Origin of the sequence: Leifsonia poae (assembly GCF_027921845.1) — a bacterium.
GTDB lineage: Bacteria > Actinomycetota > Actinomycetes > Actinomycetales > Microbacteriaceae > Leifsonia > Leifsonia poae.
In genome coordinates this window covers 17,311-42,948 of sequence record NZ_BSEN01000005.1, presented here as the reverse complement: position 1 = coordinate 42,948, position 25,638 = coordinate 17,311, and the positions used below count along the sequence as shown (strand labels likewise).

General features: G+C 68.3%; 26 protein-coding genes. 16 read left to right on the top strand and 10 right to left on the bottom strand.

The window, feature by feature from the left end:
• Positions 1 to 17 precede the first annotated feature (17 nt).
• Positions 18 to 560 (bottom strand): flavin reductase family protein, encoded by a 543-nt coding sequence (locus tag PKE84_RS06170; protein WP_271176351.1) that lies wholly within the window; start codon positions 558 to 560, stop codon positions 18 to 20.
• A 63-nt stretch (positions 561 to 623) separates the two neighbouring features.
• Here PKE84_RS06170 and hisD point away from each other — a divergent pair, with 63 nt between their 5' ends.
• Genes hisD through PKE84_RS06155 form a run of 3 tightly spaced genes read left to right on the top strand, consistent with a single transcriptional unit; the run spans position 624 to position 3,531 of the window.
• Entirely contained in the window at positions 624 to 1,931 is a 1,308-nt protein-coding gene (gene hisD / locus PKE84_RS06165) for a histidinol dehydrogenase (RefSeq protein WP_271176350.1), read from the top strand.
• A gap of 48 nt (positions 1,932 to 1,979) precedes the next feature.
• Positions 1,980 to 2,453 carry a transcriptional regulator NrdR gene (nrdR, locus tag PKE84_RS06160; RefSeq protein ID WP_271176349.1) on the top strand — a complete coding sequence of 158 codons (474 nt, stop codon included), beginning with the start codon at positions 1,980 to 1,982 and terminating at the stop codon, positions 2,451 to 2,453.
• A 52-nt stretch (positions 2,454 to 2,505) separates the two neighbouring features.
• Positions 2,506 to 3,531 (top strand): quinone-dependent dihydroorotate dehydrogenase, encoded by a 1,026-nt coding sequence (locus PKE84_RS06155; RefSeq protein ID WP_271176348.1) that lies wholly within the window; start codon positions 2,506 to 2,508, stop codon positions 3,529 to 3,531.
• A 59-nt stretch (positions 3,532 to 3,590) separates the two neighbouring features.
• Here the strand turns inward: PKE84_RS06155 and PKE84_RS06150 are convergent, their stop codons facing one another.
• Positions 3,591 to 4,538, bottom strand: a complete 948-nt coding sequence (locus PKE84_RS06150) for a ribonuclease HI family protein (RefSeq protein ID WP_271176347.1) — start codon at positions 4,536 to 4,538, stop codon at positions 3,591 to 3,593.
• A 2-nt stretch (positions 4,539 to 4,540) separates the two neighbouring features.
• Entirely contained in the window at positions 4,541 to 5,137 is a 597-nt protein-coding gene (locus PKE84_RS06145) for a DUF3043 domain-containing protein (protein ID WP_271176346.1), read from the bottom strand.
• 41 nt (positions 5,138 to 5,178) lie between these two features.
• On the opposite strand from PKE84_RS06145, the gene PKE84_RS06140 reads away from it, so the two are divergent.
• The 5 genes from PKE84_RS06140 to PKE84_RS06120 all read left to right on the top strand — a co-directional run bounded on the left by PKE84_RS06140 (position 5,179) and on the right by PKE84_RS06120 (position 10,274).
• Entirely contained in the window at positions 5,179 to 6,603 is a 1,425-nt protein-coding gene (locus PKE84_RS06140; RefSeq protein WP_271176345.1) for a dipeptidase, read from the top strand.
• An 82-nt stretch (positions 6,604 to 6,685) separates the two neighbouring features.
• Complete coding sequence (erpA, locus tag PKE84_RS06135; RefSeq protein ID WP_271176344.1) at positions 6,686 to 7,042, top strand: iron-sulfur cluster insertion protein ErpA; 357 nt, start codon at positions 6,686 to 6,688, stop codon at positions 7,040 to 7,042.
• Positions 7,043 to 7,197: 155 nt separating this feature from the next.
• Positions 7,198 to 8,085, top strand: coding sequence for an aa3-type cytochrome oxidase subunit II (ctaC, locus tag PKE84_RS06130; RefSeq protein WP_271176343.1), 888 nt, complete (start codon positions 7,198 to 7,200; stop codon positions 8,083 to 8,085).
• 11 nt (positions 8,086 to 8,096) lie between these two features.
• A complete protein-coding gene (gene ctaD, locus PKE84_RS06125) occupies positions 8,097 to 9,848 on the top strand; it encodes an aa3-type cytochrome oxidase subunit I (RefSeq protein WP_271176342.1) in 1,752 nt (583 codons plus the stop codon).
• Between the two features lie 3 nt (positions 9,849 to 9,851).
• Positions 9,852 to 10,274 carry a cytochrome c oxidase subunit 4 gene (locus PKE84_RS06120; protein WP_271176341.1) on the top strand — a complete coding sequence of 141 codons (423 nt, stop codon included), beginning with the start codon at positions 9,852 to 9,854 and terminating at the stop codon, positions 10,272 to 10,274.
• 158 nt (positions 10,275 to 10,432) lie between these two features.
• On the opposite strand, the gene PKE84_RS06115 is transcribed toward PKE84_RS06120, so the two are convergent.
• The 5 genes from PKE84_RS06115 to ctaE form a co-directional block, all read right to left on the bottom strand.
• Positions 10,433 to 11,245 carry a methyltransferase domain-containing protein gene (locus tag PKE84_RS06115; protein WP_271176340.1) on the bottom strand — a complete coding sequence of 271 codons (813 nt, stop codon included), beginning with the start codon at positions 11,243 to 11,245 and terminating at the stop codon, positions 10,433 to 10,435.
• A gap of 99 nt (positions 11,246 to 11,344) precedes the next feature.
• Positions 11,345 to 12,964, bottom strand: a complete 1,620-nt coding sequence (gene qcrB / locus PKE84_RS06110; protein WP_271176339.1) for a cytochrome bc1 complex cytochrome b subunit — start codon at positions 12,962 to 12,964, stop codon at positions 11,345 to 11,347.
• Complete coding sequence (qcrA, locus tag PKE84_RS06105) at positions 12,961 to 14,034, bottom strand: cytochrome bc1 complex Rieske iron-sulfur subunit (protein ID WP_271176338.1); 1,074 nt, start codon at positions 14,032 to 14,034, stop codon at positions 12,961 to 12,963. Before qcrA ends, qcrB begins: the two co-directional genes overlap by 4 nt.
• Before the next feature lie 37 nt (positions 14,035 to 14,071).
• The gene (gene qcrC / locus PKE84_RS06100; protein WP_271176337.1) at positions 14,072 to 14,890 is read right to left on the bottom strand and encodes a cytochrome bc1 complex diheme cytochrome c subunit; all 819 of its coding nucleotides are present in this window, start codon (positions 14,888 to 14,890) and stop codon (positions 14,072 to 14,074) included.
• Positions 14,891 to 14,914: 24 nt separating this feature from the next.
• Complete coding sequence (gene ctaE / locus PKE84_RS06095; RefSeq protein WP_271176336.1) at positions 14,915 to 15,553, bottom strand: aa3-type cytochrome oxidase subunit III; 639 nt, start codon at positions 15,551 to 15,553, stop codon at positions 14,915 to 14,917.
• A gap of 131 nt (positions 15,554 to 15,684) precedes the next feature.
• On the opposite strand from ctaE, the gene trpD reads away from it, so the two are divergent.
• The 7 genes from trpD (at position 15,685) to PKE84_RS06060 (ending at position 22,999) form a co-directional block, all read left to right on the top strand.
• Positions 15,685 to 16,734 (top strand): anthranilate phosphoribosyltransferase, encoded by a 1,050-nt coding sequence (gene trpD, locus PKE84_RS06090; RefSeq protein ID WP_271176335.1) that lies wholly within the window; start codon positions 15,685 to 15,687, stop codon positions 16,732 to 16,734.
• Positions 16,735 to 16,757: 23 nt separating this feature from the next.
• Positions 16,758 to 17,759 (top strand): dihydroxyacetone kinase subunit DhaK, encoded by a 1,002-nt coding sequence (dhaK, locus tag PKE84_RS06085; RefSeq protein WP_271176334.1) that lies wholly within the window; start codon positions 16,758 to 16,760, stop codon positions 17,757 to 17,759.
• Between the two features lie 51 nt (positions 17,760 to 17,810).
• Positions 17,811 to 18,455, top strand: a complete 645-nt coding sequence (gene dhaL / locus PKE84_RS06080) for a dihydroxyacetone kinase subunit DhaL (RefSeq protein WP_271176333.1) — start codon at positions 17,811 to 17,813, stop codon at positions 18,453 to 18,455.
• A complete protein-coding gene (dhaM, locus tag PKE84_RS06075; RefSeq protein ID WP_271176332.1) occupies positions 18,448 to 19,197 on the top strand; it encodes a dihydroxyacetone kinase phosphoryl donor subunit DhaM in 750 nt (249 codons plus the stop codon). The genes dhaL and dhaM overlap by 8 nt, the downstream gene beginning before the upstream one ends.
• A gap of 2 nt (positions 19,198 to 19,199) precedes the next feature.
• A complete protein-coding gene (locus tag PKE84_RS06070) occupies positions 19,200 to 19,634 on the top strand; it encodes a YdeI/OmpD-associated family protein (protein WP_271176331.1) in 435 nt (144 codons plus the stop codon).
• Between the two features lie 128 nt (positions 19,635 to 19,762).
• Positions 19,763 to 21,481: an MFS transporter gene (locus PKE84_RS06065; protein ID WP_271176330.1), complete on the top strand. Its 1,719-nt coding sequence runs from the start codon at positions 19,763 to 19,765 to the stop codon at positions 21,479 to 21,481.
• 3 nt (positions 21,482 to 21,484) lie between these two features.
• Positions 21,485 to 22,999: a leucyl aminopeptidase gene (locus PKE84_RS06060; RefSeq protein ID WP_271176329.1), complete on the top strand. Its 1,515-nt coding sequence runs from the start codon at positions 21,485 to 21,487 to the stop codon at positions 22,997 to 22,999.
• Between the two features lie 107 nt (positions 23,000 to 23,106).
• Here the strand turns inward: PKE84_RS06060 and PKE84_RS06055 are convergent, their stop codons facing one another.
• Both PKE84_RS06055 and PKE84_RS06050 read right to left on the bottom strand, forming a co-directional pair.
• On the bottom strand, positions 23,107 to 23,610 hold the full coding sequence (locus PKE84_RS06055) for a GNAT family N-acetyltransferase (protein WP_271176328.1): 504 nt from the start codon (positions 23,608 to 23,610) through the stop codon (positions 23,107 to 23,109).
• A complete protein-coding gene (locus PKE84_RS06050) occupies positions 23,607 to 24,920 on the bottom strand; it encodes an aspartate aminotransferase type Ic (RefSeq protein WP_271176327.1) in 1,314 nt (437 codons plus the stop codon). The genes PKE84_RS06055 and PKE84_RS06050 overlap by 4 nt, the downstream gene beginning before the upstream one ends.
• A 67-nt stretch (positions 24,921 to 24,987) precedes the next feature.
• Between PKE84_RS06050 and PKE84_RS06045 the strand changes: the two genes are divergently transcribed.
• Positions 24,988 to 25,635, top strand: coding sequence for a DUF1345 domain-containing protein (locus PKE84_RS06045; RefSeq protein ID WP_271176326.1), 648 nt, complete (start codon positions 24,988 to 24,990; stop codon positions 25,633 to 25,635).
• Positions 25,636 to 25,638 lie beyond the last annotated feature (3 nt).

Here is a 25,638-nt window from a genome sequence, read left to right as displayed (position 1 = left end):
CCGGCGGGCCGGGACGGTTAGGCGGTCTCGCCCGGGGTCAGGTACCGGCGCTCGTGGTAGAGCAGGGCCTCGTCGTCGTCGCCGAGTCCGCCCTCCTCGATCTGCACCACGACCACTGCGTTGTTGTGCACGTGCACGCGCTCGACGATGCGTCCGACCATCCAGCTCGTCACGTCCTTGATCACCGGCAGCCCGTGCGGTCCGCGGTACCAGTGGTCTCCGTCGAACCGGCTCGCGTTGTCGCCGGCGAGCTTCTCGGCCACCTCGCGATTGCGCACTCCCAGCATGTGGATGACCACGCGGTCCGTCTCGGCGATCGCCGGCCAGCTCGACGCCGACCGGGCGATGTTGAAGGTCGCCAGCGGCGGGACGGCGGCGAGGGAGGCCAGCGAGGTCGCGGTGAAGCCGACGGGCGTGCCGTCGGGCAGTTGAGCCGTGATGATCGCGACTCCCGCCGCGTGCCGCCGGAACGATTGGCGGAAGGCCGCCAGGTCGGCCGTCACGTCGGGTTCGACGCGGTCGGACGGGCGAGGTCTCTGGGGGAGAGGTGCGCTATTCATACGTATGCATCAAGCAAATGCTGGCTCCTGGGTATTCCTGGTTGCGGTTAGGCTGGTCGGGCCATGATGCAGACCATTGATCTCCGCGGAATCCAGCCTACCCGCGCCGCCTTCGCCCGTCTGGTGCCGCGACCCGTCGTGGACGTCGAGGCGGCCGTGACCGTCGCCCGTCGGCTGATCGACGATGTGCGGGAACGGGGCGCGCAGGCGCTGGCCGAGCAGGCCGAACAATTCGACGGCGGCGCTCCGGCGAGCGTGCGGGTGCCGGCGGCCGAGATCGCGGCCGCCGTCGAGAACCTTCCCGCCGAGGTGCGCGCGGCCCTAGAAGAAGCCATCGTCCGCGTCCGTGAGGCGACCGCTGCGCAGGTGCCTCCCGCCGCCGAGACCCGCATCGGTCCCGGAGCGACGATCGTGCAGCGCTGGCAGCCGGTCGAGCGGGCCGGCCTGTACGTGCCGGGCGGCAAGGCCGTGTACCCCTCGAGCGTCGTGATGAACGCGGTGCCGGCGCAGGTGGCAGGGGTCGCATCCGTCGCCCTCGCGAGCCCGCCGCAGCGCGCGTTCGGGGGAGCGGTGCACCCCGTCATCCTGGGCGCCGCAGGGCTGCTCGGGATCGACGAGGTCTACGCCATGGGCGGTGCCGGCGCGATCGGCGCGCTCGCCTGGGGCGTCGATGACATCGGCCTCGAGCCGGTGCAGGTGATCACCGGGCCGGGCAACATCTACGTCGCCGCCGCGAAGCGCGTCGTGCGTGGTCAGGCCGGGATCGACTCGGAGGCCGGTACCACGGAGATCCTGGTCATCGCCGACGCCGCGGCGGACGCGGGATACGTCGCCGCCGACCTGGTGAGCCAGGCGGAACACGATGAGGCCGCCGCCTCCCTGCTCGTCACCGACAGCCCCGAGCTCGCGGCGCGCGTCACCGCAGAGCTGGATCGGCTCGCCGGAGCCACCAAGCACGCCGAGCGGGTGCGCACGGCGCTGGCGGGCCAGCAGTCCGCGATCGTGCTGGTCGACGACCTCCCTGCGGCCGCCGCGTTCAGCAACGCCTACGGTCCCGAGCACCTCGAACTGCAGACCGCCGATCCGGATGCCGTGCTGGCGCACATCCAGAACGCCGGCGCCATCTTTATCGGCCCGCACTCTCCCGTGAGTCTCGGCGACTATCTCGCGGGCTCGAACCACGTGCTGCCGACGGGCGGTCAGGCGCGTTTCTCGCCCGGCCTCGGCGCGTACTCATTCCTGCGCCCCCAGCAGGTCATCCGCTACGACCGGGCGGCGCTCGGCGAGGTCGCTGAGCGGATCGTCGCCCTGTCGACGGCGGAAGACCTGCCGGCGCACGGTGAGGCCGTGACGGCGCGCTTCCCGCACTGAACCGCCTCCCCCGGACGGGGCGCGCGAACCCGATAGAATGAACGCACCATGTTCTGCCCCTTCTGCCGCCACCCGGATTCCCGTGTCATCGACTCGCGCACGAGCGACGACGGACTCTCGATCCGGCGTCGGCGCCAGTGCCCCGAGTGCGGTCGCCGCTTCAGCACCACCGAGACCGCCAGCCTCAGCGTGATCAAGCGCAGCGGCGTGGCGGAGCCGTTCAGCCGCGAGAAGATCGTGCTGGGCGTGCGCAAGGCCTGCCAGGGCCGTCCGGTGACGGACTCCGACCTCGCCGTGCTGGCGCAGAAGGTGGAGGAGACCATCCGGTCGACGGGTGCATCGCAGATCGAGGCGAACGACATCGGCCTGGCGATCCTGCCTCCGTTGCGCGACCTCGACGAAGTGGCCTTCCTCCGCTTCGCGAGCGTCTACCAGGGCTTCGACTCGCTCGATGACTTCGAAGAGGCCATCCAGCAGTTGCGGGTCGAGCACCACGGAGAACCGGTCGACGCGCAGGCATGAGACCTGCCTGAGGCCGTCATCGGCCCGGCCGTGCCGGTAATGTTGCACCGGCATGTATCGCACACTCTTCACCCTCGTCCTGTCGAAGCTCGACCCGGAGCGCGCGCACCATCTCGCGTTCGTCGTGATCAAGGCGCTCCCGATCCTCGGATTGGGGCGGCTCGTCCGACGTTTCACGCGTCCTGACCCGTCGCTCGCGGTCGACGCGCTCGGCCTGCGCTTCGATTCGCCGTTCGGCGTCGCGGCCGGTTTCGACAAAGACGGCGAAGCGGTGATCGGCCTCGGCCAGCTCGGATTCGGCCATGTGGAGGTCGGAACCCTCACCGCGATCGCTCAGCCGGGCAACGACAAGCCGCGACTGTTCCGCCTGATCCCGGATCGTGCCGTCATCAACCGGATGGGCTTCAACAACCACGGCGCGCGTCTGGCGGCCGGCCGGCTCGCTCGCGTGTCGGCGAAGACCCATCGCCCCGTGCTCGGCGTCAACATCGGCAAGAGCCGCGTGGTGGCCGTCGACGACGCGACCGACGACTACCTGGCGAGCGCGCGCGTGCTCGCGCCGTTCGCCGACTACCTGGTCGTCAACGTGAGCTCGCCGAACACGCCGGGTCTCCGCGGCCTTCAGGAGCTCGACCTGCTCGCCCCGCTGCTCACCGCGGTGAAGGGGGTCGCCGGGCCGGTTCCGCTGCTGGTGAAGATCGCGCCCGATCTCACCGACGACCAGGTGCAGAAGATCGCCGAGCTCGTCGTCGAACTCGACCTCGCCGGCATCATCGCGACCAACACGACGATCTCGCGCGAGGGATTGAGCACCGATCAGGCCGTCGTCGCTGCGGCCGGCGCCGGCGGTCTCTCCGGCGCCCCGCTCGCGGCCCGGTCGCTGGAGGTTCTGCGGCTCATCCGGTCGCAGGTGCCGGCCGACCTCTGCGTGATCTCCGTCGGCGGGGTCGAGACCGCCGCCGACGTGCAGGCGCGGCTGGATGCGGGAGCCACCCTGGTGCAGGGCTACACGGCGTTCCTCTACCGCGGCCCGCTCTGGGCGCGCCAGATCAACCGCGGGCTCGTCTCGGCGCGCTGACGCGACGCTGGGCGCTGCCACGACCCTGGGCGCTGTCGCGGCGCTGCCGCGGCGGCTCGCTATTCGGCTTCCGGCGTCCCCTGGTGGAAGCGCAGGCGCCACCGGCTGTTGGCACGCATCCAGAGCGAGCTGCGCAGCGTGCTTCCCCGCGAGTCGGCGGTGCGCGCGGTCAGCAGGATCGTCTCGGAGGTGAGGCGTTCGGTGCCGAGGAGCTCGAAGAAGTCGACGGCCTCCGAGTCCTCGGCCGCCAGAGCCTGCACCGTCGCATCGCGTCCCCAGAGGCGCCCGGAGCGGCCGATCTCCTCGAAGTCCGGATGCAACAGGGCGGCGACCCGCGACGAGTCGGCGCGCACGGCCGGGTCGAGCAGTTCGCGCTCGAGCCGCGCGACCACGTCGGTATCGGACTCGTCGGTGACGAGATCGTCGCCGAAGAGATCGAGTTCGACGGTCTGTGCGACCGCTGCCGTGCCGGCGTCCGATCCGGATGCCGGGACCACGGCAGGCTCGAGGACCTCGCCGGTCAGTCCGTCGGCACGGGTGCGGCCGTCGGGCCACCCCGGTCCGATCGGGATGGGGTCGCCGTTCTGATAGGCAGTGGCGACGCCCCGCGCACGCACGTCGGCGGCCTCGTTGAGCTCGTGACCGGCGTGGCCCTTGACCCATTCGAAGGTGTAGCGACGCCCCTGAGTCGCGCGATCGAGGCGCTCGAGGAGCTCCCGGTTGAGCACGGGGGCACCGTCGGCCTTGCGCCAGCCCTTGCGCTTCCAGCCGGGCATCCACTTGGTGACCGCGTTGATCACGTACTGGCTGTCGCAGAGGATGCGGAGGTCTTCGTCGAGGTGCGCCGTCGACTCGAGCAGGTCGACGACAGCCATCAGCTCGCCCTGGTTGTTGGTGCCGTGCGGCCAGCCTCCGGCCGCCCAGCGCTCATCGTCGACGTACCACGCCCATCCGGCGGGGCCGGGATTGCCCAGAGCGGAGCCGTCGGCCGCTGCGACGATCGTCACGGTCAGCTGGGGAACTGGCCGCGCTTGACCTGCGGCTTGGGCAGGCGGATGACGCGGAGCTGCAGGGCGCGCATGGCGGCGTACCACCGCACACCCTTCTCGACCTTGGACTCGCCGAACTTGGCGGTGAGGCGACGGCGCACGACGAAGCCGAGCACGATGCAGTCGATCACCGCGATGGCGAAGAACGCCCAGAGCGCGAGCAGGCCGTAGACCTGGAAGTATCCGGGCAGGAACGAGAGCACGATCACGAGCAGCATCACGGGGATGAGGAACTCGCCGATGTTGAAGCGCGCGTCGACGTAGTCGCGCACGAAACGCCGCTGCGGTCCGCGGTCGCGCGCCGTGAGGTAGCGGTCGTCACCGGCGGCCATGCCGACGCGGGCCTTCTCGCGGGCCTCGGAGGTCTTGGCGCGGGCCATCCTGGCCGCTTCCTTGCGGTCCTCCGGCACGAGGGGGCGCTTGCGGGCCGCCTCCTGCTCGCGGCGGGTCGGCGTCGGGGCGCCCTTGCCCTGGCGCAGGCGCTCTGCCGTCTCTTCTGGGGTCTCCGCGATGGGCTGTGCAGCCTCGGTCACGTGGTCGTTCTGTCGTTTTGCCAACGGTCAGCCTTCGATTGTGGGGTCCACTTAAGATTACCGTCATGACGAACGATCAGCAGACGCCCTCCACCGAACCCACAGCAGCAGAGGAGCGCGTGCGCTCCGTCGTCGAGCAGGGGATGCCGTCGACCATCGCCGACCTCGCCACGCTGGTGCGCATCCCGTCGGTCTCGTGGTCGGCCTTCGATCCGAAGCATGTCGCCGCCAGCGCCACCGCCGTCGCCGGTCTCCTGGAGGCGACAGGGGCGTTCGACAGCGTCGCGATCCGGCAGGCGCCGATCGCCGATGGGGGCGAGCTGGGCCAGCCGGCCGTGCTCGCCACCCGCGCCGCGAAGAACGGCCGCCCGACGGTCCTCCTCTACGCGCACCACGACGTGCAGCCTCAGGGTGACGACGCGAACTGGGACACGCCTCCGTTCGAGCCGACCGTGCGCGGAGACCGCCTGTACGGCCGCGGCGCCGCAGACGACAAGGCGGGCGTGATGGCGCACGTGGCGAGCGTTCGCGCCCTCGTCGACGGGCTCGGCGAGGACTTCGATCTCGGTCTCGCCGTCTTCATCGAGGGGGAGGAGGAGTTCGGCTCCCGCTCCTTCGCGAACTTCCTCAAGCAGAACAAGGAGGCGCTCGCGGCCGACGTCATCATCGTGGCCGACTCCGACAACGTCGACACCGAGACGCCGGCCCTCACCGTCTCGCTGCGCGGAAACGTGACCTTCCGGCTGACCGTCTCCACGCTCGCCCATGCTTCGCACTCCGGTATGTACGGAGGAGCGGCTCCGGATGCGATGCTCGCCATGGTCCGGCTGCTCGCCACCCTGCACGACGAGAACGGGTCGGTGGCCGTCGACGGTCTGACCGAGCGCGACGACGCGACCGAGCCGCCCGCTCTGTCGGAGGAGCAGTTCCGCGAGGAGGCCGCCCTGCTCGACGGGGTGACGCCGATCGGCACGGGCCCCATCCTGGCGCGGATGTGGTCGAAGCCGACCATCACCGTCACCGGCATCGACGCCCCGAGCGTCGCCAATGCGTCGAACACCCTGCTGCCCAGCGTCGCGGTGCGCATCAGCGCGCGGATCGCCCCTGGCCAGCGCGCGACCGACGCGTACGCCGCGCTCGAGCGCCACCTGCGGGCGAACGCGCCCTTCGGCGCGCACATCGCGATCGACGACGTCGACACCGGCGACCCCTTCCTCGTCGACACCACCGGGTGGGCCGCCACCGAGGCGAAGAGGGCCATGACGGATGCCTGGGGCAAGCAGGCGGTCGAGACCGGCATCGGCGGCTCGATCCCGTTCATCGCCGACCTCGTGCGGGAGTTCCCGGAGGCGCAGATCCTGGTGACCGGCGTCGAGGACCCGGACACGCGTGCGCACAGCCCGAACGAGTCGCTGCACCTCGGAGTGTTCAAGCGGGCGATCCTCGCTGAGGCCCTCCTGCTCGCGCGACTCGACGCACGATCGGAATGATCACACTGCGTTCGAAGTTTTCCGACGTAGAATCGTCCCAGATTTCCACCGAAGTCCCTACCGCATCCGTGTGAGGAGTGCCATGACCGACACAACGCTGACCGCGACCAAGGCCCACGGGGTCGGACTGACCGACACCGCAGCCGGCAAAGTCAGGAGCCTGCTCGAGCAGGAGGGCCGTGACGACCTGCGTCTGCGCGTCGCCGTCCAGCCCGGTGGCTGCTCCGGCCTGATCTACCAGCTGTACTTCGACGAGCGCATGCTCGACGGCGACGCGACGGTCGACTTCGAGGGCGTCGAGGTCATCGTCGACAAGATGAGCGTGCCGTACCTCGACGGCGCCACCATCGACTTCGAGGACACGATCCAGAAGCAGGGTTTCACCATCGACAACCCCAACGCGACGGGCAGCTGCGCCTGCGGAGACTCCTTCCACTGAGCCGGTTCCGCCGCGTCATATAGCACAAAAAACCAGAAAGGACCGCCCACTCGGGCGGTCCTTTCTGTTCATTCCGGCGCGTGTGGCGGAGTAGGGTGGTAACGGTCAAATACAGTTGAATGTGAACTGTCCATGAGTCATTCGAAAGGTCACCGGTGCGTCACAATCGCCGTCTCCGATGGGCTGCTATTCCGATCGCAGCGACACTCGCAATCGTCCTTGCGGGGTGCACGCAGGCGCAGCTGAACGGATTCCTGCCCGGCTTCGTCGCGGGCGAGCAGCCCGTCACGAACCACACCGAGCGCATCTCCGGCCTGTGGGTCACCAGCTGGATCGTTCTGCTGGTCGTCGGTGTCATCGTCTGGGGCCTCATCATCTGGGCGGTCATCGTCTACCGCCGCCGCACGGGCCAGACCGGCCTCCCGGTGCAGCTGCGCTACAACATGCCGATCGAGATCTTCTACACGATCGTGCCGCTCATCCTGGTGCTCGGTTTCTTCGCCTTCACGGCGCGTGACCAGAACGCCATCGAGAAGCCGTACGCCGACCCCGACCTCAAGATCCAGGTCTACGCCAAGCAGTGGGCGTGGGACTTCAACTACGTCACCGACAACGTCTACGACCCGGGAATCCAGGCGCAGCCCGACGACGCGAGCGCCACCCCCGGATCCGTGCAGGAGGGCGAGATCCCCACCCTGTACCTGCCGGAGAACAAGACGATCACGATCCAGCTCGACTCGCGCGACGTGATCCACTCCTTCTGGGTCCCCGCGATGCTCTACAAGAAAGACATCATCCCGGGCAAGACCAACTACATGTACTTCTCCACGACGGGCCGCACCGGCACGTTCGTCGGAAAGTGCGCCGAGCTCTGCGGCGAGTACCACTCTGCGATGCTCTTCAACGTGAAGATCGTGTCCCAGTCGGCGTACGACGACCACATCCAGAGCCTGCGCGACCAGGGATTCGAGGGTCAACTCGGTTCCGAGTACGACCGCAATCAGAATCTGCCCGGTACGGGCGCACCCAAGGGTAACGAGTAGGGCAGCCACGAATGACGACTACAGCACCGGCCCCGACGTCGACGACCGCTTCCGCTCCGAAGGCGCCAGCGCCTCTCGGCGGTAGCTCGATCGAGCGCAAGGGCAACATCCTCGTCAACTACATCACGTCGACGGACCACAAGACCATCGGGTACATGTACCTGATCTCGTCGTTCATCTACTTCCTCATCGGCGGTGTGATGGCACTCATCATCCGCGCCCAGCTCTTCGAGCCGGGACTGCAGGTGGTGCAGACCAAGGAGCAGTACAACCAGCTGTTCACGATGCACGGCACGATCATGCTGCTGATGTTCGCGACGCCGCTGTTCGCCGGGTTCGTGAACGTGCTCATGCCGTTGCAGATCGGTGCGCCTGACGTCGCGTTCCCGCGACTGAACGCGCTGGCCTACTGGTTCTACTCCTTCGGCTCGCTGATCGCGGTCGCCGGCTTCCTCACCCCGCAGGGTGCCGCCTCGTTCGGCTGGTTCGCGTACGCGCCGCTCTCGAGTACGACGTTCTCGCCAGGGATCGGAGGCAACCTCTGGGTCGTCGGCCTCGGCCTCTCCGGTTTCGGAACGATCCTCGGTGCCGTCAACTTCATCACGACCATCATCACGATGCGCGCTCCCGGCATGACCATGTTCCGGATGCCGATCTTCACCTGGAACGCTCTCGTCACCTCGATCCTCGTGCTGATGGCCTTCCCGGTGCTCGCCGCCGCGCTGTTCGCCCTCGCCGCCGACCGCGTGTTCGACGCCCACATCTACGATCCCGCGAACGGTGGAGCGCTGCTCTGGCAGCACCTGTTCTGGTTCTTCGGGCATCCGGAGGTGTACATCATCGCGCTGCCGTTCTTCGGCATCGTGTCCGAGATCTTCCCGGTGTTCAGCCGCAAGCCGATCTTCGGATACAAGACGCTGATCTACGCGACGATCGCGATCGCCGCCCTGTCCGTGACCGTGTGGGCTCACCACATGTACGTCACCGGCTCGGTGCTGCTGCCCTGGTTCTCGCTCATGACGATGCTCATCGCGGTACCGACCGGTGTGAAGATCTTCAACTGGATCGGAACGATGTGGCGAGGCTCGCTCTCGTTCGAGTCCCCGATGCTCTGGTCGATCGGCTTCCTGATCACCTTCACCTTCGGTGGTCTGACCGGTGTCATCCTGGCGTCGCCGCCGCTCGACTTCCACGTGTCCGACACGTACTTCGTCGTCGCCCACTTCCACTACGTCGTGTTCGGCACCGTCGTGTTCGCGATGTTCGCCGGCTTCTACTTCTGGTGGCCCAAGTGGACGGGCAAGATGCTGAACGACCGCCTCGGCAAGTGGCACTTCTGGCTGCTGTTCATCGGCTTCCACACCACCTTCCTGGTGCAGCACTGGCTCGGCGTCATCGGCATGCCGCGACGGTACGCGACCTATCTGCCGACTGACGGCTTCACCTGGATGAACCAGCTGTCGTCGATCGGTGCCGGCATCCTGGCGATCTCGATGATCCCGTTCTTCGTGAACGTGTACCTCACGGCGCGCAATGCGCCCAAGGTCACGGTCAACGACCCGTGGGGCTACGGCCGCTCGCTCGAGTGGGCCACGAGCTGCCCGCCGCCGCGCCACAACTTCACGTCGATCCCGCGTATCCGCAGCGAGTCCCCGGCCTTCGACCTGAACCACCCCGAGGCGGGCATCCCGATCGGGATCGGCCCGGCCAAAGACGCCCCGGATGCGCCCACAGTCGACGCCGAGACGAGCGAGGTCAAGTAACCCATGAGAGCCAATGCAATCCTCTTCTGGATCCTCTCGATCTTCTTCCTGCTGTCGGCGATCGTCTACACGCTGTGGAGCCTCCTCGACCCGATGCACCAGAAGGTCGAGTGGGTCGGCACCGTCGGGCTGCTGCTCAGCTTCATCCTGGCGGCGTTCATCGCCTTCTACGTCGGTCGTTCCCACGCATCGCAGGGCGGTGAGCTGCCGGAGGACCGCCTCGACGCCAACGTCGACGACGGCGACCCGGAGCTCGGGCACTTCAGCCCGTGGAGCTGGTGGCCGGTCGCGCTGGCGTTCGGCGCCGGCCTGGTGATGCTCGGCCTCGCCGTCGGCTTCTGGATCTGCTACATCGGCGTGGCCTTCACGCTGATCTGCCTCGTCGGCTGGACCTACGAGTACTACCGCGGGTACTTCGCCCGCTAGGCCCACCACGCACGACTCTCGACGAAAGCGCCGCATCCTCCGGGATGCGGCGCTTTCTCGTGTGCTCGCCGTACCCCGCCCGCAATCGAGTCCGAGGTTCTTGCGTTCTTCGCTCGGCGTGTCGACGAAACGAGTTCGGACTCGATTGCGGGGGAGCGTCAGGCGCGTGAGAAGTGGAGCAGCTCGACGGCCAGGGTCGCCTCCGACGGGAGAGTCACGCCGTGGGAACGCGTGTGGTGCGCCGACGGGCCCATTCCGACGAGTGACTCCGCCACGGCCTGCGTGAGAGCGATCGTCGCGTGGATGGCGCGCCGGCTGCGCAGCTCGAACAGCGGCCGCGCCGCGTCGGCGATCTCCGCGCTCTTGTCGGCGGGCACCGCGAGCATCCCTGCGTCGCCCTGAAGCTCGGCCAGATGCTCCGGCAGCGGAACGACCACCAGGAGGCTCCCACCGGGCGCGAGAGCGCGGTGGAACTCGGGCAGGTTGCGTGGGGCGAAGACGTCCAGGATGACCTCGCAGACGGCGTCTCGGACGGGCAGAGGGCGCCAGGTGTCGGCGACCAGCCCGTCGATGCGGGGCGACGAGCGGACGGCGCGTGACACCGCCTGGGCGGAGAGGTCCATGGCGAGCCCGCGCGCGTCCGCGGACGATTCCAGCGCGGCGCGGAGATAGTGACCGGTGCCCGCGCCGGCGTCGAGGATGCTCGTGCCCCCGATCTCCGCAGTGGCGGAGCGCACAGCGTCGGTGATGGGGGAGTAGAGGCCGCTCTCGAGCACACGGTCGCGGGCATCCAGCATGGCGGCGCTGTCGCCGATCAACTTCGTGCCGCCGGAGACGAGGTTCACGAAGCCACGCTTGTTGACGTCGTACCGATGGCCGGTGTCGCAGCCGAGGGTGAGCGCGTCGATCGGCTCGAGGAGTCTGAGACAGGCGGGGCAGCGGAGCCAGGACGCGAGCGATTCGATGTTCATCCAGGGCCCTTCAGGCGGGGGAGCGCCGACGAGTCGGCGGATACGCGAAAGCGCCGGCGCGAGAACTCGCAGCCGGCGCTTTCACCGTGGTGGACTCGATCAGTGGTGGCCGTGGCCGGACTCGAGTTCGCCCTTGCTCGGGGGGATGATGCGGTCCTCGAAGAACCAGCGCGACATCCCGGCTCGGAAACGGTTGCCCGCCGTGATCTTGCCGCGGCTGTTCGGGCGGATCATGAGCGGCTGGTAGGTCTCGAAGCTGATCAGGCGCCAGCGCTCGTACTCGTCGAGCGGCTCGTGCACCTCGATGAACTCGCCACCGGGCAGCTTGACGATACGACCGGACTCGTAGCCGTGGAGCGCGATGCTGCGGTCCTTCTTCTGCAGCGCCAGGCATACGCGCTTCGTGACGACGTAGGCGATGATCGGGCCGACGAACAGCAGAGCCTGGAGCGCGTGGATCACGCCTTCCATCGTCAGCTTGAAGTGCGTCGCGATGATGTCGGAGCTCGCAGCGGCCCAGAAGACCGCGTAGAACGTGACACCGGCTGCACCGATCGCGGTCCGCGTCGACGCGTTGCGGGGACGGTCCAGGATGTGGTGCTCGCGCTTGTCACCGGTGACCCAGGCTTCGACGAACGGATAGATCATCACGGTGACGATGAACAGTCCGAGGATCACGACCGGGACGATGATGTTGAACGACCAGGTGCGGTCCAGCCAGACGAACTCCCAGCCCGGTGGCACGAGACGCAACGCGCCGTCGGCGAAGCCGATGTACCAGTCCGGCTGCGTTCCTGCCGAGACCGGTGATGGGTCGTACGGACCGTAGTTCCAGATCGGGTTGATGGTGAAGAACGACGCCATGAGCGCGATGACACCGAACACGATGAAGAAGAACCCGCCGGCCTTCGCCGCATACACGGGGAGGACCGGGTAGCCGACGACGTTGCCCTGCGTCCGGCCCGGGGCCGCGTACTGGGTGTGCTTGTGGATGACCACGAACATCAGGTGCAGCGCGATGAATGCGACCACCAACGCCGGCAGGAGCAGGATGTGCAACGTGTAGAGGCGTCCGACGATCGCCGTACCGGGGAACTCGCCGCCGAAGAGCAGGAACGAGATCCAGGTGCCGACCACGGGAAGACCCTTGATCAGACCGTCGATGATGCGCAGGCCGTTGCCCGAGAGCAGGTCGTCGGGAAGCGAGTATCCCGTGAAGCCCTCGGCCATCGCCAGGATGAACAGCACGAAGCCGATCACCCAGTTGAGCTCACGCGGCTTGCGGAACGCACCCGTGAAGAAGATGCGGAGCATGTGCAGGCCGATCGCGGCCACGAACAGCAGAGCCGCCCAGTGGTGGATCTGGCGCATCAGGAGGCCGCCGCGGATCTCGAACGAGATGTTGAGCGTGCTCGACATCGCGGCCGACATCTCGACGCCCTTCAGGGGCACGTACGAGCCGTGGTAGACGACTTCGGCCATCGAGGCCTGGAAGAAGAACGTCAGGAACGTTCCCGACAGCAGGATGACGACGAAGCTGTAGAGGGCGACCTCACCGAGCAGGAACGACCAGTGGTCGGGGAAGATCTTGCGCCCGAACTCCTTGACGGCGCCCGAGATGCTGGTGCGGTCTTCGAGGTAGTTCGCGGCGGCGGCGGTGAATCCGCCCTTCGCGACCTCGGTCGTTGCCGCGGCAGGTGCGGCGGTGGTGGTACTCAATGACGCTCCCAGAAGCTCGGGCCGACAGGCTCGGTGAAGTCGCTGCGTGCGACCAGGTAACCATCGGCATCCACCATGATGGGCAGCTGCGGCAACGGGCGCTTGGCCGGGCCGAAGATGACCTCGGCCTCGTGCGTGATGTCGAACTGCGACTGGTGGCAGGGGCACAGCAGGTGGTGAGTCTGCTGCTCGTACAGCGCCACGGGGCAGCCGACGTGCGTGCAGATCTTGGAGTACGCGACGATGCCGTCGTAACTCCAGCTCTCACGGCCCTTGGAGATATGGAGATCTTCGGGCTTGAGGCGCATGAGCAGGACGGCCGCCTTGGCCTTCTGCTCGAGTCGGTCCTCCTTCTCGTTGAGCCCCTCGGGGATCACGTGGAAGGCGGAACCGAGCGTCACATCGGACGCTTTGATGGGGACTCCGGACGGGTCCTTCGTGAGACGGACGCCCTTGGCCCACATGGTCTGGGAGAGCAGCTCGACCGGGTCCTGGTTCTGCGGCGCGAGTCCGCGGAACAGCACGACGGCGGGGAGCGGGAACGCGATGAGCGCGCCGATCAGGCTGTTGCGCACCAGGGTGCGGCGGTTGAAGCCGGACTCCTCGTCGGCCTGGCGGAAGATCTCCACCGCACGTTCCGTGGTCGCTTCGCGGCCGCGGACGGGGTGGCGGAGGTCGACGCCTTCCTTCTCGTGCATGAGGGACTTGCCCCAGTGCACGGCGCCGATGCCGATGGCCAGCAGCGCGAGCGCGATCCCGATGCCGATGAACAGGTTGTTCAGACGCACGGAGCCGGGGTCGTTGTCGTTGATCGGGAAGGCCATGTAGGCGGCGACCGCCCAGACGCTGCCGACGATCGAGAGGTAGAACAGCGTGTAGACCGTGCGCTCGGCCCGGCGTTCCTTCTTCGGGTCGAGATCGGTGACGCGCGGACGGTGCGGCGGGAACCCGGGGTTCTCGACCTCGTCGCGGATGATCACCGCCGTTCCGGGATCGCCCGTCCGGTGGACGTCGACGGCTGACGAGCTGGCAGTGGTCAGCTCGTGACCGCTGTTATCGTCCTGTGCCATTGTTCTCCTTCATACGCTGTGACATTTCCGCAAGCACCTAGTTCGACTTCGCCGTGATCCACACGGTCAGCGCGACGATGGCACCGAGACCGAAGATCCAGAGGAAGAGACCCTCGGCCACCGGGCCGAGCGAGCCGAGCTCGAATCCGCCGGGGGACGGGTTGTTCTGGATGTACTTGAGGTACGTGATGATGTCGGCCTTGCCCTGAGGCGTGATGTTCAGGTCGTTGAAGACCGGCATGTTCTGCGGGCCGGTGACCATGGCCTCGTAGATGTGCGCGGCGGTGACATTGGTCAGCGGCGGAGCGTACTTGCCCTCGGTCAGAGCACCACCGGCGCCGGCCACGTTGTGGCACATCGCGCAGTTGACGCGGAAGAGCTCGGCGCCGTTGGCGGCGTCGCCCTTTCCGTCGAGGTACTTCTGCTCAGGGACCGACGGCCCGGGGGCGAGCGACGCCACATAGGCGGACAGCGCCTTGACCTGCTCGTCGGTGAACTGCACCGGCTTCTCGGGGGCTTGCGGTCCCTGCATCTGCATGGGCATGCGGCCGGTGCCGACCTGGAAGTCGACAGCAGCCGCGCCGACGCCGATGAGGCTCGGAGCGTTGGTCGTCCCCTGGGCGTTGAGCCCGTGGCAGGTGGCGCAGTTCGACTGGAACAGCTTCTTGCCCTCGTCGACCGACTGCTGCGAGGCGGCGGCCGCCTGCGGCTCGGCGGATGCCGTCGAGGTGTTGAACGCCGCGTAGGCTCCGCCGGTGAGGCCGAGGCCGATCGCGATCAGGGCGACCGTGGCGAGGGGGTGACGCCGGCCGCCCTTCCGGGCGGTCTTCGTCGAGGTGCGGTTATTCGCGCGCATGGTGTAGAGGTCTGCTCCTGATTCCTATTTGAGAACGTAGATGACCAGGAAGAGCCCGATCCAGACGACGTCGACGAAGTGCCAGTAGTACGAGACGACGATCGCGCTCGTCGCCTCTTTGTGGCCGAAGGTCTTGACCGCGAAGGCGCGGCCGATGACGAGAAGAAAGGCGATGAGGCCGCCGGTGACGTGGAGGCCGTGGAACCCGGTGGTGAGGTAGAACGCCGAACCGTAGGCGTTCGAGTCCAGGGCGATCCCCTCGGAGACGAGCGTCGCGTACTCGAGGATCTGGCCGGCGACGAAGATGGCGCCCAGCGCGTAGGTGAGCGTGAACCACTCGACCATTCCCCATTTGGCAGGGCTCCAGCCGGTCGCACGCGGCTGCAGCCGTTCGGCGGCGAAGACGCCGAACTGGCAGGTGAACGAACTCGACACCAGGATGATCGTGTTCGTCAGGGAGTAGGGGACGTTGAGGTGCGCTGTCTCGGCGGCCCAGAGATCGGGCGAGGTGGAGCGGAGGGTGAAGTAGATCGCGAAGAGACCCGCGAAGAACATGACCTCACTGCCCAGCCAGACAATGGTGCCGACGGCCACCACGTTGGGCCGGTTGATTGAGGGCGCACTCGCCGTAGGAGATATTGAGGTGCTCGTCACGCTTTCCATTATGGCTGAAAAGAAGCCGTGGTTTTCTCATCCGACAGGCCGGAATGTGCCCGTTTTCTGGTAAGGGTCACCTAAGTTCGGCGGTACACTCCGCTCGCCACAGCTGGTCGCGCGGTCACTAGGATCGCCTTATGACGGAATTGCAGTCCTGGTCGTCCGTGCTCACCGCGTTGCTCGCCGGCGAAGATCTGAGCGTCGCCGACGCTGCGTGGGCCATGGACCAGGTGATGTCGGGTGACGCCACGGAGGCGCAGCTCGCCGCATTCCTCATCGCACTGCGCGCCAAAGGCGAGACCGTCGACGAGATCGTCGGCTTCCGTGACGCGATCCTCGACCACGCCGTGCCTCTGCCGGTCGACCCGATGGCGCTCGACATCGTCGGCACGGGCGGCGACCGCTTCGGCACGGTGAACGTCTCGACCACGGCCGCCATCGTCGCGGCGGCGGCCGGCGTCCCGGTCATCAAGCACGGCAACCGGGCGGCGAGCTCGTCATCCGGTTCCTCGGATGTGCTGGCCGCTCTCGGCATCGATCTCACGCTTCCCCCGGAGAAGGTCGCCGAAGTGCTGACCACGGCGGGGATCACCTTCGCGTTCGCGTCCGCTTTCCATCCCGGATTCGCCAACGCCGGGCCGGTACGCGCCCAGCTCGGCGTGCCGACGGTCTTCAACTACCTCGGCCCGCTCTGCAACCCCGCACGCCCCGAGGCGTCGGCGGTCGGCGTCGCGACACTCGACCGCGTCCCCCTGTTCGTCGGCGTGTTCCAGACGCGCGGTGCGACGGCGCTGGTCTTCCGCGGCGACGACGGGCTCGACGAACTCTCGACCACCGGTCACAGCCATGTCTGGGAGGTGTCGCGCGGCCTGGTGACCGAGCACGACATCGACCCGCGCGATCTGGGGATCCCGCGCGCGAAGATGGCGGACCTGCTCGGAAAGGACGCCGCATACAATGCGAGCGTCGTACGTGCCGTGCTCGCGGGCGAAGAGGGCCCCGTGCGCGACATCGTGTTGCTCAACGCGGCGGCAGGGCTCGTAGCATACGAGCTCGCGTCCGACCCGTCGAGGGTTCAGGAGAGCATCCTGGACCGGTTCCGTTCGCAAATGGCGATCGCAGCCGAAGCGATCGACTCCGGGGCTGCGGCCGCGAAGCTCGACCACTGGATTGCGGCGACGCACTGACAGCAGTGGAAGGAAGGGTTTCGATGAAGAAGCTCATCAACGGCGTACCCGACGTCGTGGACGAGTCCCTCGACGGATTCGCCCGAGCTCACGGTGACATCATCACGGTGTCCCACGACCCGCGCTTCGTCGCGAGGGCTGATGCCCCCGTGCAGGGCAAGGTCGGTCTGGTCAGCGGCGGCGGCAGCGGCCACGAGCCGCTCCACGCCGGATTCGTCGGCAGGGGGATGCTCGATGCAGCGGTCCCCGGCGAGGTGTTCACCTCACCGACGCCGATGCCGATCGTCGAGGCCACCAAGGCCGTCGACGGCGGAGCCGGCGTTCTGCACATCGTGAAGAACTACACCGGCGACGTGCTCAACTTCGAGACGGCGGCCGACCTGGTCGGTGCGGAGGGGATCACGGTGAGGGCCGTCGTGACGAACGACGATGTCGCCGTGCAGGACTCGCTCTACACCGCCGGCCGTCGCGGCGTCGCGGGCACCGTGCTCGTCGAGAAGATCGCCGGGGCGGCCGCTGAACGCGGAGACGACCTCGACGGCGTCACCGCCATCGCCGAGAAGGTGAACGCGAACGTGCGCTCGATCGGAGTCGCCCTTGCAGCGGGCACCGTTCCGCACGCCGGGGAGCCCGGCTTCGACCTGGCCGATGACGAGGTCGAGTTCGGTGTCGGCATCCACGGCGAGCCCGGGCGCGAGCGCATCAAGCTGGAACCGGCCGATGCCCTGACCGACCGGATGATGGCCGCCGTGCTCGACGACCTGCCGTTCTCCTCCGGCGATTCGGTGCTGCTCTTCGTCAACGGCATGGGCGGCACTCCGCTTTCGGAGCTCTACATCGTGTTCCGCCGCGCCGCCCAGATCCTCGACGACCGGGGGATCACCCTCAGCCGCTCGCTGGTGGGGAGCCTGGTGACGTCGCTCGAGATGCAGGGGGCATCCATCTCGGTGCTCAAGCTCGACGACGAACTGACGGACCTCTGGGATGCGCCCGTCAACACCGCGGCGCTCCGCTGGGGCGTCTGAGCGCTCGGTTCGAACCGAACAGATCGAGAAGATCGGAAGAAAGGACGGCGGATGACGCTGGACACGACGTGGGTCACGGCTTGGATGACGGCGGCAGCCGCCGTCATCGATGAGAACAAGCACGACCTCAACACCCTCGACCGCGAGATCGGCGACGGCGATCACGGCGAGAACATGGACCGCGGCCTGCGCGCCGTCGTCACTGCTCTCGGGTCTCTGCCCGATGGGGCGACGCCGAACGCGGCGCTCCGGTCGATCGCGATGACGCTGATCTCGACGGTCGGGGGAGCGTCGGGCCCGTTGTACGGGACGGCGTTCCTGAAGGCGGCCGAACCCCTCGGCGATGCGTCGGAGATCGACGCGACGGCTCTCGTCGCGATGCTCACCGCCGCGCGTGACGGGATCGTCTCGCGCGGCAAGGCTGCGACCGGCGACAAGACCATGATCGACGCGTGGACGCCGGCGGTCGATGCGGCCGCTGCCGCGCAGGAGGACGGCGCTTCACCCGCCGACATCCTGCGCGAGGCGGCCGACGCGGCCGAGGCGGGCGCCGTCGCCACGGAGCCGCTCGTCGCGCACAAGGGCCGGGCGAGCTATCTCGGTGACCGCGCGATCGGTCATCGCGATCCCGGCGCTCAGTCGACCGCGCTGCTCCTGCGAGCAGCAGCGGACACCGCGGAGGCCGCCGGTGAGTGAGCGGGTCGGGATCGTCTTCGTCTCCCACAGCAGCCGGATCGCCGACGGTGTCGTCTCCCTCGCCGGGCAGATGGCGCCGTCGGTGCGGCTGGTCGCTGCGGGCGGCACCGACGACGACGGGATCGGCACGAGCTTCGTCAAGGTGAACGACGGCATCGAGTCCGCTGACCAGGGTGCCGGCGTGGTCGTGATCAGCGACCTCGGATCGGCCCTGCTGACCGCCGAGACGGCACTCGACATGCTCCCGGACGAGCGCAAGGCGCTGGTCGCGGTGGTCGACGTCCCCTTCATCGAGGGCGGCATCGCGGCAGCCGTGGCCGCCGAGAGCGGGGGAGACCTCGGCACGGTGGTCCGCGCCGCGGAGGACGCTCGCACGTCATGGGAGCAGGCCGGCAGCGCCGCCCCCGAACCGGCGGCGGAGGCCCCAGAGGCTCCGACAGCTCCGTCGGATCCGGCGACTCCCGCCGACGGATCCGCGGCATCCGGCCGGTACGTGCGCGAGGTCGTCCTCCGCAACCGCGACGGCCTCCACGCCCGGCCCGCCGCCGAGTTCGTCAAGCTGGCGAACACCTTCGACACCAAGGTCACCGTCAACGGCAAGGACGCGAAGAGCCTGCTGGGCATCATGTCGCTGGGGCTGACCGCGGGCAAGACCGCGGAGATCGCGACGGATGACGCCCAGGGAGTCGCAGCGGTGGATGCGCTCGCGACCCTGGTCGAGAGCGGTTTCGGGGAGGAGTGACGATGCGCGTGCACGCGACCCTCGAGCAGCACGGCAAGACCGCGACGGGGATCGAGATCCCCGGAACGGTGGTCGACGAACTGGGCGCGGGTCGGCGACCCCCAGTGCTGGTGACGGTCAACGGCTACCAGTACCGCAGCAGCATCGCCTGGATGGGCGGGCGGTACCTCCTCGGATTGAGCGCCGAGGTGCGGGCGGGAGCCGGCGTGGCCGCGGGCGACGAGCTCGACGTGGACCTCGAGCTCGATGACGCTCCCCGCGAGGTGGAGGTGCCGGCGGATCTCGCCGAGGCGCTGAACGCGGCCCCGGATGCCCGCTCCGCGTTCGACGCCCTCTCCTACAGCAACAAGCGCCGGCTGGTGATGGCGATCGACGCCGCGAAGACGGACGAGACGCGGCAGCGCCGGGTCGCGAAGACGGTCGCCGACTTGCATTAGCGCTGGCATCCGGATGTTGCCGTGACAAGACCGGCCCCTCCACGCCACAATGAGAATCACCTCCGCGCGGGGGACAACAGAACAGTCCGGGGGACGCGAAGCGGTCACCGGAAGAGGGAGGCCGGCCCATGAGTTCCCCAGCAGCATCCGTTCCTCAGCAGACGATCGCACGAACATCCTGGCTCCCGCTCATCGTCGTGGTGCTCAGCCAGATCCAGACCTCGTTCGCCGTGAACTCGCTCACGGTGTCGATGGCCGGGATCACCTCCGATCTCGATACGCCGGCGACGTCGGTGGGCACCGCCATCACCGCCAGCACCTTCGCGATGGCGGCCTTCATCCTGCTCGGCGCCAAGCTCGGCGCCCGGTTCGGCACCAGGCGCGTGTTCCAGATCGCGATCGTGATCCACGGCATCGCGATGGCCGCTGTGGCGCTCAGCGTCTCACCGGTGATGCTCTTCGTGGCCCAGGCCGCCTCCGGTGCCGTAATCGCCTTGATCGCGCCGGCGCTCACCGTCTTCATCGCGACCAACTACCACGGCCGGCAGCAGGCGCAGGCGATCGGCCTGCTCGCCGCGGCGATCCCGGCTGCCGGTGTGCTCGCTCTGCTCATCGCCGGCACCTTCGCCTCGACCATCGGCTGGCGCTGGTCGTTCTGGCTGATCGTCGCCCTGGCCGTGGTCAACCTGCTCCTCAGCTTCCGCTTCGCGCCGATCGCCGCACAGCGTGATCTCGTCATCGACTGGACGGGAGCGGTGATCGCCGCCGTCGCGATCATTCTGTTGAGCTTCGGGTTCAGCGGTCTGGAGCCCTGGGGCCTGGTGCTGGCGACCGACGGGGCCCCGTTCAACATCCTGGGGTTGTCCCCGGCACCCGTGCTGGTCATCCTCGGGTTGATCGCCGGCCAGATCTTCTTCGTCTGGCTGCGGAGGCGCCAGGCCGGACGCAAGCCGCGGATCTTCGACCTGCGCGTGCTCGCGACCGGGTCGGAACGCGCGGTGACCATCTGCATGGGCACGATGCTCTTCGTCGGAACGGCGGCGAACTTCCTGATCCCGCTCTACATCCAGGTGGTGCAGGGGCGCACGAGCTTCGAGACCTCGATCGCGGTCATCCCGTACACGTTGTCGATCTTCGTGGCGAGCACGTTCGTGGCGAGCCTGTACCAGCGGTTCCCACCGCGCGTGCTGGCGCGGTCCGGTTTCGTCGTCGTCGCACTCGGGCTGACCATCCTCGCGTTCGCCGTTCACAACGAGTGGGAGCAGATCGTGGTGATCATCGGGCTCATCGTGCTCGGCCTCGGCCAGGGCTCGATCGTCGCCCTGGTGTTCAATACGCTGCTGTCGGCGGCGCCGAAGAAGCTCGCCGGAGATGTGGGAGCGTGGCGTGGGCTCGTGCACAACCTCTCCGGCAGCGTCGGGATCGCGGTGGCGAGCGTCTTCGCGGTGGGTGTGCTCGGCGGCCTGGTCGCTTCGGCCGTCGCCGATCACCCGGACATCCCGCCGTCGCTCGTGTCGCAGGTGAACCTCGACAACACCAACTTCATCACCAACTCGCAACTGAAGGACACGCTCGCCGCGAAGACCGACGCGACGGACGCGCAGATCGACGCCGCGGTCATCGTGAACTCGGATGCGCGGCTCACCGCCCTGAAGATCTCGCTGCTCGCACTCGCCGGCATCTCGCTGCTGGCGATCGTGCCGGCGGGTCGCATGCCAGGACGTCAGAAGGGCGACCTGCCCGAGCGGCTCGAGCCGTCCGATCCGGAGGACGTGCTCGACCCCGACGATCCGCAACCGGAAGAGGGCGACACCGTGTACACCGTCGCCACCACAACCAAGGACTGAATAATGGCACCCAGCGCGTATAAATTGATCGCCGGCGACTTCACGCCGGCGCCGTCCCTGCTCCCGGAGCGCGTCGTCGACTTCGACGCGGTCACGGAGTTCTCCAGCGACCTCGGTGCGATCGGCGTCGTCGTGACCAGCGACGGAGAGCTGCCCGTCGACCTCGGAGCCGATCGGGATGCGCTCGCGGCCGCCGGTTTCGACGGCAAGCCGGGTCAGACGCTCCTGCTGCCCGGGGCGGGACTGCGAATCGCTGTCGGCGCCGGGGCCGCGGCCGAGCTCACCGCCGACGCTCTGCGCGACGCGGCCGCGACGGCTGCACGCGCGGCCGCCTCGGCCGCGCGGATCGGCCTGCAACTGCCGGATGTCGACGGCATCGACCCCGAGACCATCGGGCAGGTCGTCGCCGAGGGCGTGCTGCTCGGCCGCTACCGCTTCACCGAGTTGAAGTCGGATCCGAAGACCACGGCGCTGGCGGCGGTGGAGGTGCTCGTCGACGCGTCGTCCGTGTCCGGCGTGACGGCCGGCATCCCGCGCGGCGTGATCACGGCCCGGTCGGCGAACCTCGCCCGCGATCTGACGAACACGCCTCCCGGATATCTCACCGCAACCGACTTCGCCGATTTCGCCGTCTCCGTCGCAGACACCTTCGGCCTCCAGGTCGAGGTGTTCGACAAGCAGCGGCTCATCGAGCTGGGCTGCGGGGGACTGCTGGGGGTCAACGCCGGCAGCGCGGAGGAGCCCCGGCTGATCAAGGTGACCTACACGCCGAACGGCGACTCGACCGGTCATCTCGCGATGATCGGCAAGGGCGTCATGTACGACTCGGGCGGCATCAGCCTCAAGCCGTCCGATCCGATGCACCTGCTGATGAAGATGGACATGGGGGGAGCGGCGGCGGTCTTCGGGGCCCTCACCGCGCTGCGGGACCTGAACAGCAGTACGACGGTCACGGCGTTCCTGATGTGCACGGACAACATGCCGAGCGGCTCGGCGTACAAACTCGGCGACGTGCTGACGATCCGCGGTGGTACGACCGTCGAGGTGAAGAACACGGATGCGGAAGGCCGGCTCGTGATGGCGGACGGCCTGGTGCTCGCCACCGAGGAGCAGCCTGACGCGATCGTCGACATCGCGACCCTCACCGGGGCGGCCCTCATGGCGCTCGGCCCGGCGACGGCGGCCCTGTTCGGCAACGATCAGGCGCTCGTCGATCAGGCCAAGCGGGCCTCGCAGGTCACCGACGAGCAGGTGTGGCAGCTGCCGCTCGAGAAGAAGTACCGCAAGGCGCTCGACTCCGACATCGCGGACATCTCGAACCTGGGCGGTCCGTACGCCGGGGCGACGACGGCCGCCCTGTTCCTGAACGAGTTCGTCGGCGGTCTGCCGTGGGCTCACTTCGACATCGCGGGCACGATGCAGTCGGATGCGGACGACGCGTGGCGTTCGAAGGGCGCGACGGGCTTCGGCGCCCGCCTCCTCATCGAGCTCGCGCTCGGCTTCGAGCCCGTGCCCTGATCTCGTTGAGGGGCGGCAAACGCAGCCAAAACCGCGGTTTTGGCTGCGTTTGCCGCCCCTCAACGAAAAAGGCCGGCCGGCCAGCCGGCCGGCCGGGCGGGCCGCGGTCAGGTGAGCGGGAGGGCCATCTCGAGCTCGAGTGCGGTGCGATCGAGCGGGTACGGCTCGGTGGCCCCGGTCAGCTCGAACCCGCGCCGTCGATAGAACCGGATGGCCGTCTCGTTGCGCTCGTGCACCTGCAGCAGCAGGCGGCCGCTGCGCTCGGCCGCCCAGGCGATCACGGCGTCGAGCAGGGCGTCGGCCACGCCGTGGGCGCGACCGCGGAACCGCGGCGTGATGTAGACACCCACCAGGTGCGGGTCGCGCGCCCCGGTGGCGAGGAAGCCGCCCATGGTGCCGAGCCACGTGCCGTCATCGTCGACCGCGGCGAAGAGCCGGCTCGACGTCGAGCTGTTGGCCGCACGGTTCTGCCAGTGCTCATCCGGATGCCGCTGCGCGCGCTCCAGGGTCTCCAGGAATGCGATCGGGGTGTCCGCGAGCATCTCGAGCCGGATGGCGCGGTACGCGCGCCAATCCTCCTCGGTGCTCGGACGGACCCGCCAGCCGCTCATCCCTCGCTGTCGCCCCGCTGGGCCAGCAGTGTCTCGCTCTCGGCGAGCAGGATCGCCGTGCACAGCCCATCCAGCGCCGTGCGCAGCTCATCGAGCCGCGGGAAGGTGGGCGCGATCCGGATGTTCGCGTCGCGCGGGTCGTCGCCGTACGGGAAGGTCGCGCCGGCGGGTGTGACCGCGATGCCGGCCGCGGCGGCGAGCTGGACGGCACGCTCGGCCGCTCCGTCGAGCACGTCGAGACTCACGAAATAGCCGCCGAGGGGTGCTGTCCAGCGGCCGCCTCCGTGCGGGGCGAGCCGGTTCTCGAAGATCTCGGAGACCGCCTGGAACTTGGGCTCGAGGATGGCCCGGTGCTTCTCCATGTGCGCGGCGAGGCCGTCGGCATCCTGCAGCAGCCTCACGTGACGCAGCTGGTTGATCTTGTCGGGTCCGATGCTCTGCACGGCCATGTTGCGCACCAGCCAGTCGATGTTCGCCTGCGAGCCGCCGACGAACGCGACGCCGGCGCCCGGGAACGTGACCTTCGAGGTCGAGGCGAAGACCAGGGGACGGTCGGGGTTGCCTGCCTCGGCGGCGAGTCCCAGCACGTCGATCGGGGTCGGCCGCTCGTCGGTGAGGTGGTGCACCACGTAGGCGTTGTCCCAGAACAGGCGGAAGTCCGGCGCCGCCGGCAGCGAGACCAGCTCGCGGACGACCTCTTTGCTGTACACCGCGCCGCTGGGGTTCGAGTAGACGGGCACGCACCACATGCCGACGATGCTGTCGTCAGCCTCGAGCAGGGCGCGCACCGTCGGGATGTCGGGTCCGTCGTCGTTCAGCGGGACGGGGATCAGCCGGATGCCGTACCGCTCGCAGATCGAGAAGTGGCGGTCGTACCCGGGGACCGGCGCGAGGAAGCTCACGGTGCGCGCGCCCCACGGGCGCTCGCCGCCGGGGACGCCGTGGAGGATGGCCTGCACGATCACGTCGTGCATCACCGTGAGACTGGCGTTGCCGAGCGCCAACAGCTGGGCCGGCGGCACGAGCAGAGCGTCGGCGAAGATCGCGCGCAGTTCGGGCAGGCCGAGGGCGCCGCCGTAGTTGCGCAGGTCGGTGCCCGCCGCATCCCGGTACTCGTCGCCCGGGAGACGCAGCAGCTCGTTCGACAGGTCGAGCTGGTCGGCCGACGGCTTGCCGCGGGTCAGATCGAGCTTCAGCCCCTGCGCCGCGAGGGCGTCGTACGCGGCCTGGAACCGGGCGTTGGCGGCGCGCAGGGAGTCCGTGTCGAGGTCGGTGAGCGGGACGGCGGGCGAAACGGGAGCGGTGGTCACGAGACGATCGTAGCCGCGACCGCTGTGGCGCAGGGACGGATGACACGGGCTGTGCGAACATCCCCCTGTGAGCAATGAATTGAAGGTGCGGCACGGCCGTTCGAGGCTGCGGATGATCGTCGCGTTCGCGGTCGGAGTCGTCGTCGCGATCGTGACGGGACTGCCGGGAGGCTGGGCGTACGCCGGGGCGACCGGGTGGGCGGCGGCCTGCGTCGTGTACGTGGTCTGGGTCTGGGCGGTCATCTGGCGGTTCGGCCCCACCCAGACGAAGGCGCACGCCATCAAGGAGGACCCGGGGCACCGCATCTCGGAGCTGCTGCTGCTGATCGCCAGCATCGCCAGCGTCGTGGCCATCGTGATCATCCTGGTCGCCGCCCGGCACTCGGCCGGCATCGAGAAGCTCGGGCTCGCCGTGCTCGCGGTGGCCAGCGTCGCCCTCTCCTGGGCCCTCGTGCACACACTGTTCACCCTGCGCTACGCGCGGCTCTACTACCGCGGCACCGAGGGCGGCATCGACTTCAACCAGAAGGAAGCGCCGCAGTACAGCGACTTCGCCTACCTGTCGTTCACCCTCGGGATGACGTACCAGGTCTCCGACACGAACATCGGCAACACGGCCATCCGGAACACGGTGCTGCGGCACACCCTGCTGTCGTACCTGTTCGGCTCCGTGATCCTGGCGACGACCGTGAACCTCATCGCCGGCCTCACCTGACCG

What these genes read in the sequence shown, in the direction of transcription:
- PKE84_RS06170 (WP_271176351.1), bottom strand. Translation starts at nt 560, where the DNA reads ATGAATAGCGCACCTCTCCCCCAGAGACCTCGCCCGTCCGACCGCGTC.
- hisD (WP_271176350.1), top strand. Translation starts at nt 624, where the DNA reads ATGATGCAGACCATTGATCTCCGCGGAATCCAGCCTACCCGCGCCGCC.
- nrdR (WP_271176349.1), top strand. Translation starts at nt 1,980, where the DNA reads ATGTTCTGCCCCTTCTGCCGCCACCCGGATTCCCGTGTCATCGACTCG.
- PKE84_RS06155 (WP_271176348.1), top strand. Translation starts at nt 2,506, where the DNA reads ATGTATCGCACACTCTTCACCCTCGTCCTGTCGAAGCTCGACCCGGAG.
- PKE84_RS06140 (WP_271176345.1), top strand. Translation starts at nt 5,179, where the DNA reads ATGACGAACGATCAGCAGACGCCCTCCACCGAACCCACAGCAGCAGAG.
- erpA (WP_271176344.1), top strand. Translation starts at nt 6,686, where the DNA reads ATGACCGACACAACGCTGACCGCGACCAAGGCCCACGGGGTCGGACTG.
- ctaD (WP_271176342.1), top strand. Translation starts at nt 8,097, where the DNA reads ATGACGACTACAGCACCGGCCCCGACGTCGACGACCGCTTCCGCTCCG.
- PKE84_RS06120 (WP_271176341.1), top strand. Translation starts at nt 9,852, where the DNA reads ATGAGAGCCAATGCAATCCTCTTCTGGATCCTCTCGATCTTCTTCCTG.
- PKE84_RS06115 (WP_271176340.1), bottom strand. Translation starts at nt 11,245, where the DNA reads ATGAACATCGAATCGCTCGCGTCCTGGCTCCGCTGCCCCGCCTGTCTC.
- qcrA (WP_271176338.1), bottom strand. Translation starts at nt 14,034, where the DNA reads ATGGCACAGGACGATAACAGCGGTCACGAGCTGACCACTGCCAGCTCG.
- qcrC (WP_271176337.1), bottom strand. Translation starts at nt 14,890, where the DNA reads ATGCGCGCGAATAACCGCACCTCGACGAAGACCGCCCGGAAGGGCGGC.
- ctaE (WP_271176336.1), bottom strand. Translation starts at nt 15,553, where the DNA reads ATGGAAAGCGTGACGAGCACCTCAATATCTCCTACGGCGAGTGCGCCC.
- trpD (WP_271176335.1), top strand. Translation starts at nt 15,685, where the DNA reads ATGACGGAATTGCAGTCCTGGTCGTCCGTGCTCACCGCGTTGCTCGCC.
- dhaK (WP_271176334.1), top strand. Translation starts at nt 16,758, where the DNA reads ATGAAGAAGCTCATCAACGGCGTACCCGACGTCGTGGACGAGTCCCTC.
- dhaL (WP_271176333.1), top strand. Translation starts at nt 17,811, where the DNA reads ATGACGCTGGACACGACGTGGGTCACGGCTTGGATGACGGCGGCAGCC.
- PKE84_RS06070 (WP_271176331.1), top strand. Translation starts at nt 19,200, where the DNA reads ATGCGCGTGCACGCGACCCTCGAGCAGCACGGCAAGACCGCGACGGGG.
- PKE84_RS06065 (WP_271176330.1), top strand. Translation starts at nt 19,763, where the DNA reads ATGAGTTCCCCAGCAGCATCCGTTCCTCAGCAGACGATCGCACGAACA.
- PKE84_RS06060 (WP_271176329.1), top strand. Translation starts at nt 21,485, where the DNA reads ATGGCACCCAGCGCGTATAAATTGATCGCCGGCGACTTCACGCCGGCG.
- PKE84_RS06055 (WP_271176328.1), bottom strand. Translation starts at nt 23,610, where the DNA reads ATGAGCGGCTGGCGGGTCCGTCCGAGCACCGAGGAGGATTGGCGCGCG.